The organism is Leptospira sp. GIMC2001, from assembly GCF_028462125.1.
In the GTDB taxonomy this organism is placed as follows: domain Bacteria; phylum Spirochaetota; class Leptospiria; order Leptospirales; family Leptospiraceae.
The window spans coordinates 1,963,696-1,977,613 of record NZ_CP115468.1; the positions used below are offsets into that span (position 1 = coordinate 1,963,696).

Here is a 13,918-nt window from a genome sequence, read left to right on the forward strand (position 1 = left end):
ATACAAATTGAGCAAATATATTGATTCACTTTTTAACTTAGAAAATAAGATAGCCGCTGTTATTGGAGCGGGTGGTCATTTATGCGGAGAAATGGCAAAAGGGTTTGCTCGAGCTGGATGCAAAGTGGCTATTTTAGATCTGCGTTTGGAGAAAGCTCAAAAAGTTGCAGATGATATTCAAAAAGAAGGATATCCTCGTCCATTAGCTATTGCTTTGGATGTTACAAAAAAGGAAGAGCATGAGTTAGCTTTAGCTGGCATTATCCAAGAGTTCGGAGGACTGGATATTGTCGTAAATGGTGCTGGAATTAATGGACCTAGTCCTTTCTTTGAGATATCTCTAGATGAATGGCATTCAATTATGGATTCGCAGATAACGGGAACTTTTCTTGGCTGTCAAGTTTATGGTAAGTATTTAGTGGATCAGGGAAAAGGTTCTATTATTAATATCTCGTCTGCTTCTGCAGGACCACCTTTGTCAAAAGCATTCACATATTCTGTTGCAAAGGCGGGAATAAAAAATCTAACTCAAAACTTGGGAAGAGAGTGGGGAAAAAAGGGTGTGCGAGTTAATGCGATTCGGCCTGGATTTTTTCCAACAGAATGGAATCGAAAAAACTTTATTACACCAGAAAGGGAGAATGCAATTTTAGGGCATACACCAATGGGGCGCTACGGTGAACCTTCAGAACTTCTTGGTGCGATTCTATGGTTAGCTTCAGATGCTGCAAGCTTTGTTACTGGTGCAGAAATTGAAGTAGATGGTGGTTTTAGTTGTATGACAATATAACTAAAGATATAAGAAAAAAATATAAATGAATAACTGTCCAGTTTGCAATTCAATCAGTTTAAATTTTTTGAGAGAATATAAAGGAAGGTCACCTTTATTTATAGACAAAAAACTAATGAAGTGCTCGGGATGTGAATTTGTTTTCGCTTCACCCTTACCAGACAATAAGGAACTTGCTGAATACAATTCTAAGTATTTTCTGAATGCACATGGTGGCAATTCGACTCATCCTGTTGCTGTAGCTTTTCATTCAGCGATCAATAAAATTCGTGCAAACCATGTACTCGATTATGCTAAAGGATCTGGAGTTAAGATAAAAAAAGTATTGGAGATTGGTCCAGGATTAGGCTTTATTCTAAAATACTTCAAGGATCAATATCCTGAAGTTGAATATAGCATAATTGAATCTGATGTTGAAAATTTAAGTAAATTAAAAAATCTTGCATTTTCCCATTTTGAAAATTTGGACTATGCGCCTAAAGATTATTTTGACCTAGTAATTGTATCCCATGTTCTGGAACATACAAATGATCCGATTGCATTCTCATCTAAGTTACTAGAAAAGATCAATAGTAGTGGAATTTTATTTATTGAAGTTCCTAATGAAGATTATAAATTTAAAGTTGAGGATGAGCCCCACTTACTCTTCTTTAACAAATATTCAATGGGACGTTTGCTGGATCAACTTGCCCTAAAAAATATCGCAATCACCAATCATGGACCGAATATAGAAGAAGGAATGGTTCGGAAATTCTTCATTCGTCTGTATCATTTAATCGACCATACTTTAACAAAATTCAAAATTCTTTTACCAGCTCATATTTTTTATGGATCGTATAAGAAATTATTATCTAGTCGAGAAATCGTATCCATTTTGCCTTTTGATGCTATTCTGAGTAAAGACTCGCCATCCTGGTGGTTACGAGTTGTCGCACAGAAAAAGTAGATAGCTTTTCTAAAAATTATAGAATTAATACATAGTTGCTATATGAATCTTAAATCTTCCATTATCAATAGAATTAAGTATTTTGATCGATATAGTTCAATTGGAGAGGAAAGAGAGGAATCTATCACAAAGAATGTTAGTTCTTTAAAGAAGAATGGATTTCTGATACTAGATGAATATATATCTGGAGAAAATTTAAAAAATCTACAATCGATTTACAAAAATCGTTTGGAAGAAGGTCTCAAGTTTGAGACACCCTGTTTGGCTCAGTCGTTGATTGATGATTTAGAACACAGCGAATTGATAGAAAATTACTTTCGATACAATCCTAATGAATTGGTGAAATACAAAATAACTTTTGATCACAAAGACTTCTTGGACTATAAAGAATGTTTGAACAAGTATCGACCCTCAACACTTAAAACCTATCTTTCAGACATTCAAGAATTTTATAGTTATTGGTTAGATGAAAATTTATTAAAAATTATCGAATCTTACATGGGAATTAGACCACATATGGTTGAGGCTTATCTTCGTAGAAATTTTCCTGCAAAATACAAAGTGATGAATCACTTTTGGCATAGAGATTCCAATCACCCAGAATTTTTGATCAAGGCATTTATATTTCTATCAGATTGTAAACTTACGAATGGACCACATGAGTATGTTTCTGGAAGCATACAGGATCGAAGCTTGGATGGAAAGGCATACTATACTGATCAAGATGTGGACAGTTTGTACCCTGACGGATCAATTCAGAGAATAAAATCTATTGTAAAAGCGGGAACAGTTATTTTAGAAGATACTAGAGGCTTACACCGAGCAACGATCCCCAAGGAAGGCTACAGAGATCTTGGTTTCGCAGTCTTTTTGCCATTGTCAAAATTACAAAAGCAACTCAAATCAATGTTTTGGATTGATAAAAATACATATTCATCCCTTTCAAGTTACCAAAAATCATTTATACCTAAGCAAAATATTCGTTAAGGAAATTACATTTGTCTAAAACAGCTATTATTACAGGCGGAAACAAAGGAATCGGACTAGGTATTACAGAGTCATTTTTGAATGCTGGCTACTCCGTAGTAGTCGGTGCAAGAAAAGAAACTGATTTATCTAAATTAGGAGATCGAGTTAGATTTGTTAGTATGGATGTCCAGAAGGAAGAAGATCATAGAAAGCTTGTGAAGACCGCATTAGATTGGACTGGTGCTTTAGATGTGTATGTAAACAATGCTGGATTCTCTCAGTGGAAGCCAATCGAGAAAATTGATGAGGCTTTTTTTGATAACATTATAAATACGAATTTAAAAGGTGCCTTTTGGGGTTGTAAAGTAGCTGCTGAAAATTTGAAAAGTGGCGGAAGTATTCTTAATATCTCGAGTATTGCAGGCAAACGAGGAAGTTCGAATAACTCTATGTATGTGGCATCGAAATTTGGAATGAATGGATTAACTCAATCTCTTGCAAAAGAATTAGGTCCCAGAGGGATACGAGTCAATGGACTTTGTCCTGTACTAATTTTAACAGACGGACTAAGAGAAGCACTTATGGAAGAATATTCACCAGCTAAGGGTGAGCCTGAAAAGTTTATTACAGATTTTACAAAGGGTAATTCTGCTCTTGGTCGAATGCCTTCGTCCAAAGAGGTCGGGGATATGTGTGTATTACTTTCGTCTGAGATGGCTTCAGCGATCACAGGTCAGAATATCAATGTGGATTGTGGAGTATTTCCTCAATGAAAAAGATCGTAGCATTTATTCCAGCACATTTGGCCTCAGTTCGGTTTCCTCGCAAAGTTCTATTTGAAATTCATGGACTTCCTATGATTGAGCATGTACGGAGAAGGGCAATTCTTTCAGGGGCTTTTTCTGAAGTGTATGTTGCTACTTGTGATGACGAAGTGCAGGCATTAATTGAAAAGCATGGAGGAAAAGTTATTCGAACAGCAAATACTCATAAAAATGGGACAAGTCGAATAGCCGAGGCCGTGAAAAATGTTGATTGTTCTCATGTAGTTTTACTTCAAGCGGATGAGCCTTTACTTTTGCCAGAAGATTTAGAATTTTTTACAAATTTTATTAAAGAAGATAAATCTGATACAGTTAGTTGGAATGCGACTGGTCCAATCGAAAGTATGGATGAGCTAGATAGGCATTCCTTTGTTAAATGTTTTGTAAACGAAAAGAATCGAATACTCTTTTGCTTTAGAAGATCTCCTGCCTATGGCAAATTTGAAGATTCAACCAAGTTTATAAGAAAAATTCTTGGTATTATAGGGTATACCAAAGAATTTTTATTAGAAATTTCATCAATGAATCAAGCGCCATTTGAAACAGCTGAATTCATTGAGCAAATGCGTATCATTGAAAACGAATTCGTATTACGTTCTGTTAGTTTAGATCATACTTTCCCATCTATCAATGAGCCAGGAGAAGTAGAAGAGGTTTTGCAGAAATTACGAGATAGTGTGCAAGAAGGGTATCTCAAAAAAGTATTGGTTAAAATGGACGGGACGTAATTGCCAGACAAGCTTAATTTGAGAGAAGCCAAACAAGTTTACATTGACTTTATTTATCGATGTAATCAAGCTTTTGATAAATCTTCAAATTGGTGGTTTTTACCATCTTCCTCAAGAGAAAGAACAGGAACAAATGTCCAAGATGAATTTGTTGCATTTGCCTGTGGCAAAGAGTTTAAACCAAAAATTCGCAAAGGAATAGAGAAATTTTTTTACGAATATCCAATCATAAAATCTCTATTAAGTCTTATTCGAGATAATTTTTTATTAATAAATATTTTAATAAGAAGAAAAGATAATCTATCACGAAAGGTAGACATATTATTTATTCATCCCCTTCATGATTTACCAATCAGAAGGATAAAAGATAGGATATGGAATCATTATTTTGGTGAATTACCAGAAAATTACTTAGACTTAGGTTATAAAGTTGAAGTTTCAGGTGTTTGTGATCCAGGATTTTTTAAAAAAGACATAGCATTTTCTGAGAGGGGCTACCGAATTACAAATCCTCTCAGTTATCTAAAGTGGAGGGATCTTTTACTTACAAATGTTCAATTTCTTAATTTTTTTTTATTTGGTCTAAATATACCAAAACCAAATAATTTAATAGAAGAAAAACTTCATTATCTAGTTAGCAAAGAATCAAAGGTTAAATTATATAATATCTTTTGGGGAATTATCTATCAGAAAGCTTTTAGTAATACCATACAAGAATTGAAACCTAATTATATATTTCATACCTATGAAAATAATTGGTGGGAGAGATCATTAAACAAAGCATATAATGAAAATAAAGCGAGTGTGAATAAATGTATTGGTTTTATACACTGTTCAATCCTAGATTCGCATTTGAAATATACATTAATACAAGACGAGTGGTTTTTAAAACCGAGTCCAGATGAACTTTTAGTAACAGGAAATACTGTAATTAATATTTTATCAAAGAGAGGGGGCTATGATTTTAGCAAAATTAGAATAGGTTATGATCTTCGCGGACCTAATTTATTTGATATTCAAAAGAAAAAAAAGAGTCCTTTGAAACGAATATTAGTATTGCTTGAAGGGCTCGATACAATGCCTGCATTTCTACTTTTACTAATTGAGACAATTCCTTTAGATGAATACCAACTGAGTGTTCGCTGCCATCCAGTATACCCCATCCACAATCCAGCTTTTCTTGAAATTCGTAATCATAATTATTATAGTCAACTTTTAGTAACCGCGAACACAAGCTTGGAAGAAGATTTAGAATCAGCAGATCTCGTAATCTACAAGGGTTCAACTTCGGCTTTATATGCTGCTTACAAGGGAATTCCCCTATTAAGGTATCAAGATGAATGGTGGGCTTCCGATGATCCATTGTTACATTGTAATTTTTTGAAAAAGGATTTTGCAGTCTCAAAAGAAATATTAGAAGGCATTCAGTATTTTAAGGATATGGAGCAAGATGCTTTTTATGAAGAGCAAGCGAAATTGCAAGAATTTGTTTTTCATTATATGCATCCATACGAGGAAGACCAATTAAAAAAATTAGCACGGGAACTTATTTCCTAAGTGAGTATTAATGTTAGATATTATTAAGCTTCTAGTTATAGACGTTGATGGTGTGTTGACGGATGGTAAGCTATACTATACAGAAGAAGGAGAGTCGTTCAAGATTTTCGATGTAAAGGACGGTTTAGGAATTAGAATCGCTAACAAGATTATATCAATAGCCATCATATCAGGTAATACTTCTCCTATTATTGCTAAGAGAGCATCCGTATTAGGAATTAAACATCTCTTTCTTGGTATAGAAGATAAGGCTCTATGCTTATCTTCCCTTTGCAACCAGCTTCAATTTTCCAAGGAACAGGTAGCATATATTGGAGATGATTTAAACGATTTGGTTGTTTCGGAATTAGTTGGAATCTTTGCTTGTCCTAACGATGCTCATTCTGCCGTAATTGCTAAATCAAATTATCAATTAAAAGCGAATGGCGGCGACGGTGCCGTAAGAGAATTTATTGACGCTATGTTGGAAGCAAAAGGTGTGAAAGCGGAATTCGACAAAGGAATCAAGATCTCAAACGTATGAGCCATTTTGTATCTAAAGATATTTGTGTTCTTACTCCTACCAAAGATCGTCCTCACAAAATTGTAAATCTCCTAAATTCACTAGTTAATCAATCTCAAAAAGTTGGACGTATTATAATTATTGGTAGTGGAGAAAACATTGAATCTATAATTGAATCTTACAAAGCAAAACTTCCCATTGAATACTATCATTCCGAAATTGCTGGGCAGATTCGACAACGAAAATTAGGTATATCAAAATTAGATAATAAAACCAAGTTAGTCGCTACATTAGATGATGATATCATACTGGAAAAAGATGCGATTGCAAATATACTTAAGTTTTGGAACACTAGGGATGACAAGACGGCTGGAGTAGGGTTTAATATAACCAATATGACTCGACACGCCTATTCTAAAAAAAAAGAACTATTTTTTTTGAGTAGTAAAGAGCCTGGAAAGGTTATTAGTAGTGGCTACACGACATCTTTATGCAATGTAAAAAATGATATACATTCAGAGTGGTTGAATGGTGGTGCTACTTCTTGGCTACAAGATGTTTTAATCGATGGAATACACAAGAAAAATATTGATTCTACATGGGCGCCTTGTGAGGATCTTATGTTTAGCTATCCGATTGGTAAGAAATATGATTTATGGGTATGTTATAATTCTAAAGTAATTCATGATGATAAGGTTTTATTTAAGTCTATGAAAGAGGCATTCGAACGTGGGCAAATATTATCAAAATGGACTCTAGAGTTTGTGAAATCAAACCCTGAGTTGAGCTCATATAAATTTTATCTAGCAACTTCGATAAGTTCAGTTTTAAATCTCTTTAGAAAAATTTATAAAATTGATTTTTTCTATGAGTTAGGTAGATTCACATATTTATTTACTAGGAATTCATGATATTAGGAATTGACGCATCCAATATAAGAGGAGGTGGAGGGATAACCCATCTTACTGAGCTTATTAAACATGCGGAACCTCAATTCTTGTGAGGTTTTTGTATAGGTTAATAAAGTTAGTTCCATGAAAATTGTGAATCTATGGAAATGCGTAGAGCAATCTTAAATTTCTGTTCTAATCTTTACAATAATTAATAAATACTGATAGTGTTGTATAAATGAACTCATCTATTCTCTCTAACAATGATCAGTTAAATATTCTGCACATAGTGAATGATAGATGGCTTCTTGGTGGTGGTGTAGGTTCTGTTGCTTATGAAATGTTTAAAACGCAAAGGAACCTAGGAAATAATACTGCAATTTGGTCTATTGATTCGACAAATAAATATAAAATAGCAACTAACGAAAACACTTTAGAAAAACAATCTGGTTTAAAGGTGTTTAAAACTCTCGGTCCTAAATCTTTAGGATTTAGTCCTGCGATGGAAAGGGCTGCTGTTAATGAGATAGGTGGAGAATATGAAATACTTCATCAACATAGTATTTGGTTCGCTGTGTCACGTGTCACGAATAATTGGCGAATAAAATTTGATCGCCCGACAATAATTACTCCACACGGGACTCTAGAGGATTTTTCTCTCAATAGGTCTAGTTGGAAAAAAAAAATAGCATTAGCATTTTATGAGATGAAAAATCTTAAAAGTGCCACATGCCTTCAAGCTACAGCGGAAGAAGAAGCGTTGAGCTTTCGTCGGTTTGCGCTCAAGAATCCAATTGCAATTATACCTAATGGCGTATCCGAAGATTGGCTTCAATCTGCTGGCGACATGAACAAATTCAGGGAACGCTACTCAATTCTACCTAGTCAACGGGTGCTCTTGTTCATTTCACGCATTCATCCGAAAAAAGGTTTACCGATGCTATTAGATGCAATGTCTCAACTACCAAAAAGATTGGAAGATTGGATTTTGGTAATTGCAGGTCCGGATGAATCGGGGCATCAACATGATTTAAGACGACAATCAGGAGAATTGGGTTTAACGAATAGAGTTATATTTGTTGGTCCTTTGTATGGTAGTGAAAAAAGAGATGCTTTAGCCGCTGCTGATTTGTTTGTCTTACCAACCCATAGCGAAAATTTTGGAATTGTCATTGCAGAAGCTCTGGGAGCAGGAATACCTGTTATTACGACCCGAGGTACACCGTGGGAGAGTTTACAGTCCCATAATTGTGGCTGGTGGGTCGATGTTAGCACAGAGGCGATTCGCGATGCTTTGATCGATGCAACACAACTCCCTAAAGAGGAGTTAGTAATAATGGGTCGGCGCGGGCGATTGTTAATGTTGGAAAAATACACATGGACAAAAGTAGCAAAACAATCTCTTGAGCTATATAATTGGTTATTGGGTCGAGCGTCGCGCCCTAACTTTGTATTTATTGATTAATCTTATTAGAATACCTCTTCGATATTTTTTACCAAAGATTTGTAACTTATCACAAAAAAGTCTTCCTTCTTAAAAGTAAATTTAAGCAGTAAGGTTGAGAAAATGCCTTTTGGATAAAACTAAACTATTAGGTGTTTTTAAATTAAAAGCATCAAAATCCTTTGTAAAGTTTTCTAAGTATAAATCTAGTGAATTGTGTAAGAAAAGTTTTACAACTGTCAATTTTTTTATTTCAAAAATATTAAGTAGGGGATCATGATTCAAATTATAAAGCCATTTATTCGAGATCTATTTTTTTTAAATCTTGCAATAAGTATTACTCTCAAGTCTTCAAAGCTTACAGCACAGGTTCAGTCATGAATCATGAACACGTGACAGTTCAAGAAAATAAGACTTCGCATCGCCAATTATTTCAATATGATCCTGTTTTAGGCTACAAATATCTTCCTAGTTTAAAAATGCGTGTAGCGCATGAGGGTGGTGGATACCTGATAAAAACAAATCAGGAAGGTTTTCGTTGTAATATTGAAGTGACAACCCAAAAACAAAAACGCAAACGAATACTAGTTTTTGGTGATTCATACACAGCGGGTGATGGTGTAAGCAACGGTAAGAGATATTCAGACGTGTTGGAACAAAACCTTCAAGATGTAGAAGTTCTTAATTTTGGTTTAAGCGGTAGCGGTACAGATCAACAATTTTTGATTTTCCAGCAATACTCAATGAAAATCGAACATGATGCAATTGTAATCGGTCTTCAAGTCGAAAATATTCAACGTAACACGGTCAAAAACAGAATGTGGAGTGACCGAGATGGTCAACCATTGCTAGTTCCAAAGCCTTGGTTTGAAATGTCTGCTCAGGGCGATCTAAAATTAATGGGGGTTCCGGTTCCTGCTCCTTACAAAGCTGATAGCAAGAATGTATCTAAAGAAGGGCATTTTGCTATTCTTCGAAATTTGGTCAATATGCTCGGTTCTGATTTTAAGAATATAGTTCAAAAATTGACAAGGTATCAGCCACTGCCAGACTATAACTCTGCACACAATTCTAGCTGGCAGTTGATGAAATCCATTCTAACTCAATGGATTGCCGATGCAAAAGTACCTGTCATCATTGCAGTAATTCCTGTTTACCAGTATGTTCAATCATCGGCACGTTACTCAAATATCCGTAAGCGGTTCGATGAGTTTTCGAAATCTAGTGGCGCAACAGTGTTTCATGTTATCGATGAACTTTGGAAATATCCGATTGATATTCGAAAGACATTCAGGTTCCAAAACGATAGCCATTTAACGCCGCTTGCTCATAAAGTTATTGGTGAAGCTCTCTCGAAAGAGCTAGCGCCTATTATGGAGGAAAATTAATGGGACGTTATGTACTTGGTGTTTCAGCGTTTTATCACGATTCTGCTGCTGCAATTTTGAAGAATGGAAAAATTATTGCGGCTGCTCAGGAAGAGCGATTCACAAGAAAGAAGCACGACGCTCGCTTCCCTACAAATGCGATTAATTACTGTCTTGAGGAAGCTGAAATCGACGGGAGTGATCTATCAGCGATCGCGTTCTATGACGATCCTGCATTGACAGCTGATAGAATTATCAGATCTTCTATAGCCTTTGCGCCAAGCTCTCAAACTCATTTTATTAAAGCGGTGAAATCCTTCTTCGGTGTTAAACCTTATTTCAGAAACTATATTGAAAAAATGCTGAAATGCGATGTTCCGATTTTCCACGCTAGACATCATTATTCACATGCGGCATCCGCATTTTATCCTTCGCCATTCGAGGAAGCTGCGATATTGTGTGTGGATGGTGTAGGCGAGTGGGCGACAACAAGCCTAGGTTTGGGTAAAGGAGATAAAGTAAATATACTTAAGGACATCCGGTATCCTCATTCACTTGGCTTACTCTATAGCTCATTTACCTATTATTGTGGTTTTCGTGTGAATAGTGGTGAGTACAAATTGATGGGACTTGCGCCGTATGGCAAGCCAGTTTATGCGGACAAGATCAAATCGAATTTGATCGATATCAAGGCGGACGGTTCGTTCAGATTGAACCTTGATTACTTTGATTATCAAAACGGTTTAACCTTGACCAGTAATCGGTTTCATCAGTTATTCGGCGGGTCGCCTCGCTTGCCTGAATCGCGAATAACGCGAAAAGAAATGGATTTGGCAGCTTCGATCCAGGTCGTGACCGAAGAAATAATGATCAAATTGGCGCGCTATTTACGTAAGCTTACCGATTTGCGCAACTTATGCATGGCTGGAGGAGTTGCATTAAATTGTGTGGCGAATGGAAAGATTCTGCAAGAAGGTATTTTCGATGAAATCTGGATTCAACCTGCAGCTGGGGATGCTGGTTGCGCTATCGGCGCTGCATACCTAGCTGATATCGAAATGTTGGGCAGTAAACGCGTAGCGCCTCTCAATACTGGCGATATGCAAAGTGGAAGCTTTATAGGACCAGAATTCAGTGAATATGAAATTGAAGCATTTTTAAAGCGAGTCGGCGCTCCATATCACAAACTGGATCCAGCGGATGACGGTGCAAGTGAAATTGCAAAACTACTGAATGAGAAAAAAATTGTAGGAATGTTTTCTGGAAGAATGGAATTTGGGCCTAGAGCTTTGGGTGGTCGTTCCATTCTTGGAGATCCGCGTTCTGCCGAGACGCAGTCACGGATGAATTTGAAAATCAAGTTTCGTGAATCGTTTAGGCCATTTGCGCCAATCGTTCTCAAAAGTCGAGCTAAGGATTTTTTCGAGATTGATTCTGACAGTCCCTATATGCTACTAGTAGTGCCTGTGAGAGAAGATCATCGCTTATATCCAGAACCAATTCTAGATTCTGAAGACATGCTTCAGATCGTCAATTCTGTGAGAAGCGATGTGCCAGCGATTACTCATGTTGACTACAGCGCTCGAATACAAACAGTCACCGAAGATGTGAATCCACGTATGTATTCCATTCTTAAGGCCTTTGATGAATTGACAGGTTGTCCTTTGTTGGTAAATAGTTCTTTTAATGTGCGGAGTGAACCGATTGTCTGCACACCGGAAGATGCATTCAGATGCTTCTTACGTACTGAAATCGATGTATTGGTCTTAGGAGATCATATTTTATACCGAAGCGATTTTCCTAAAACTGAAATAGACGAATCTTGGAAAAAGGAGTTTGAACTTGACTGACGCCGCTTTGCAAAAATTTTTTCTGTCTAAGCTGGTTCCACTTCACGATGTTGTTTACCCGTCTGTATCGATCAATATTGATACACAGCGGGATTCTTATTTTGAAGAATTGTTTGAACCAGCAGCAATCGTTTCCCAAGAGGATATGGTTACATCATTAATTGCAATCTGGGAAAGGCTGGGTATGACAAAGATGGTTATGTTGGAACCTGATATCCGTGAAATGGCGAAGACTCTCCGATTACCTGAGACGACAAATCAGGAAATTTCTGATTTTATTTATGCGATGTATTGAAATTATTTGTCTTAGGAGGAAAACGAGATTTCATAACTCCTATGACATAATCTATTATTGGATTAAATAGTATAGAACGACCATAAGTAAAATCCGAATTTATGAGTAACCTTAGGAGAATTTGATCCATATATTTACAAGCTCTTAGTAAAATAATAAGTATAAAATTATAAAATTAGCATTCCCTTAATGAATTAAATACAAAAGAATGATAATAATATTAGATTTCAAATTCAAAATAAGACTACAAGATCCTTCATAATAAAAACAAAAAAAATTCTGGAAAGGATTTCTTAAAAAAATGCTTATTCCCTCGATCTATCCATTGAAGTATTTTATATCTATTTTAACTAGATCGATGTCGAAAAATAAAAATATCCAAGTTATGGCTCAATGTAGTTTGAATACAAATAAGATATAATTATCTTATTTGTATTAGTTTACTCGCCTTACGGTAGATAGCTTTTCGAAAATTTAAAAATGTAAAAAAAAGATAATAATCTTAAGTTCAAAAATTTATAAAGTAAGGAAGCTGGCAAGGATTTTGAGGAATTATATAAAAAAGGGGAAATATTTTATATTAGATTCTATTTTGAATCTTTTGCTTTGAATGTAACGAAGACTATAGCTTCTGGACTACCTAATTTTTGGTAAAAAATCGGCAAAATCCGAATTATCTTAAATTAGTGGTGTATGCTTTGACCCAGAAAAAAAAAGAAAATTATTCCAAATGCTTTGGAATAACTGTTATTAAACAAAATTATAATAATTTAAATTCGAACGGAAGATGTTAGCAATTTCCAAGCATTTTCGTGGGAAAAACATACGAAGTCCACTTTTTCTTTTTGTTCAAGAGTAATATATCAGAAATTAATATGAAAATTTTAATCCTCGGCGCAGGTGGTATGCTTGGAAGTACGCTATTTCGTTTACTTCCAGATCTAGAAACAGAAGTTTATGGTACATTGAGACAAAGTAAGCCAACTGACTCAATAAAAAAATCATTTCAAAATCTTAATAATTTAATATATAATATAGATGTTTTGAACTCAGATCAGCTTTATCAAATTATTTCTCAGATTAAACCTAATATTATTATCAATTGTATTGGAATTATTAAACAATTAGATATATCCAATGACCCTCTTTATGTTATACCTATTAATTCAATTTTGCCACATAGACTTGCAGAAATTACAAGCAGAATCAAAGCTAGATTAATCCATATAAGTACTGACTGTGTCTTTGATGGAAATAAAGGCAACTATACAGAATTAGATAAACCAAATGCTGATGACTTATATGGAAAATCTAAAGAATTAGGCGAAATTAAAGAAAATGAGCACGTAGTGACTCTTAGAACATCGATCATAGGTCATGAATTACAATCAAATCACTCCCTTGTAGATTGGTTTTTAAGCCAACAGAAAGAAACACAAGGCTATAAAAAAGCTATATTCTCGGGTTTAACTTCTGTAGAACTAAGTAAGGTTATAAAAAAGTATATTATTCCAAATAAAGAAATTTATGGTTTATATCATGTATCGGTAGAACCTATATCTAAATTTGATTTATTATCTCTGATTAATGATATATACAAAAAAAATATTATTATTAAACCTAATATTGAACAGAAAATAGATAGATCATTAAACTCGAAAGAATTTCAGAAAATAACAGGTTACATTCCTCCTAAATGGATTGAATTAATTAAGGAGTTAAAATTATATTATGATTCTTATTACCGAGGCTAAAT

The 13,918-nt window shown here is 35.0% G+C and carries 13 protein-coding genes; all 13 read left to right on the plus strand.

The genetic code is table 11. From position 1 onward, the window contains the following. The first annotated feature begins 7 nt into the window (after positions 1 to 7). The 13 genes from O4O04_RS10640 (at position 8) to O4O04_RS10700 (ending at position 13,916) form a co-directional block, all read left to right on the plus strand. Entirely contained in the window at positions 8 to 790 is a 783-nt protein-coding gene (locus O4O04_RS10640) for an SDR family oxidoreductase (RefSeq protein WP_442915944.1), read from the plus strand. 25 nt (positions 791 to 815) lie between these two features. After that, positions 816 to 1,736, plus strand: a complete 921-nt coding sequence (locus O4O04_RS10645; protein ID WP_272535942.1) for a class I SAM-dependent methyltransferase — start codon at positions 816 to 818, stop codon at positions 1,734 to 1,736. Between the two features lie 42 nt (positions 1,737 to 1,778). Next, positions 1,779 to 2,723, plus strand: a complete 945-nt coding sequence (locus O4O04_RS10650) for a phytanoyl-CoA dioxygenase family protein (RefSeq protein WP_272535943.1) — start codon at positions 1,779 to 1,781, stop codon at positions 2,721 to 2,723. An 11-nt stretch (positions 2,724 to 2,734) separates the two neighbouring features. Next, positions 2,735 to 3,478 carry an SDR family NAD(P)-dependent oxidoreductase gene (locus O4O04_RS10655; RefSeq protein WP_272535944.1) on the plus strand — a complete coding sequence of 248 codons (744 nt, stop codon included), beginning with the start codon at positions 2,735 to 2,737 and terminating at the stop codon, positions 3,476 to 3,478. Continuing rightward, positions 3,475 to 4,257: a cytidylyltransferase domain-containing protein gene (locus tag O4O04_RS10660; RefSeq protein ID WP_272535945.1), complete on the plus strand. Its 783-nt coding sequence runs from the start codon at positions 3,475 to 3,477 to the stop codon at positions 4,255 to 4,257. Before O4O04_RS10655 ends, O4O04_RS10660 begins: the two co-directional genes overlap by 4 nt. Next, positions 4,258 to 5,814, plus strand: coding sequence for a hypothetical protein (locus tag O4O04_RS10665; RefSeq protein ID WP_272535946.1), 1,557 nt, complete (start codon positions 4,258 to 4,260; stop codon positions 5,812 to 5,814). A gap of 10 nt (positions 5,815 to 5,824) precedes the next feature. Beyond that, entirely contained in the window at positions 5,825 to 6,337 is a 513-nt protein-coding gene (locus O4O04_RS10670) for a KdsC family phosphatase (protein WP_272535947.1), read from the plus strand. Further along, complete coding sequence (locus O4O04_RS10675; protein WP_272535948.1) at positions 6,334 to 7,227, plus strand: glycosyltransferase family 2 protein; 894 nt, start codon at positions 6,334 to 6,336, stop codon at positions 7,225 to 7,227. The genes O4O04_RS10670 and O4O04_RS10675 overlap by 4 nt, the downstream gene beginning before the upstream one ends. A 217-nt stretch (positions 7,228 to 7,444) precedes the next feature. After that, positions 7,445 to 8,671 (plus strand): glycosyltransferase, encoded by a 1,227-nt coding sequence (locus O4O04_RS10680; RefSeq protein WP_272535949.1) that lies wholly within the window; start codon positions 7,445 to 7,447, stop codon positions 8,669 to 8,671. 356 nt (positions 8,672 to 9,027) lie between these two features. Continuing rightward, complete coding sequence (locus O4O04_RS10685) at positions 9,028 to 10,038, plus strand: SGNH/GDSL hydrolase family protein (RefSeq protein WP_272535950.1); 1,011 nt, start codon at positions 9,028 to 9,030, stop codon at positions 10,036 to 10,038. Further along, on the plus strand, positions 10,038 to 11,867 hold the full coding sequence (locus tag O4O04_RS10690) for a carbamoyltransferase family protein (RefSeq protein WP_272535951.1): 1,830 nt from the start codon (positions 10,038 to 10,040) through the stop codon (positions 11,865 to 11,867). The genes O4O04_RS10685 and O4O04_RS10690 overlap by 1 nt, the downstream gene beginning before the upstream one ends. Next, positions 11,854 to 12,162, plus strand: coding sequence for a hypothetical protein (locus O4O04_RS10695; protein ID WP_272535952.1), 309 nt, complete (start codon positions 11,854 to 11,856; stop codon positions 12,160 to 12,162). Before O4O04_RS10690 ends, O4O04_RS10695 begins: the two co-directional genes overlap by 14 nt. 875 nt (positions 12,163 to 13,037) lie before the next feature. Continuing rightward, positions 13,038 to 13,916 carry a dTDP-4-dehydrorhamnose reductase family protein gene (locus O4O04_RS10700; protein ID WP_272535954.1) on the plus strand — a complete coding sequence of 293 codons (879 nt, stop codon included), beginning with the start codon at positions 13,038 to 13,040 and terminating at the stop codon, positions 13,914 to 13,916. The last annotated feature ends 2 nt before the right edge of the window (positions 13,917 to 13,918 follow it).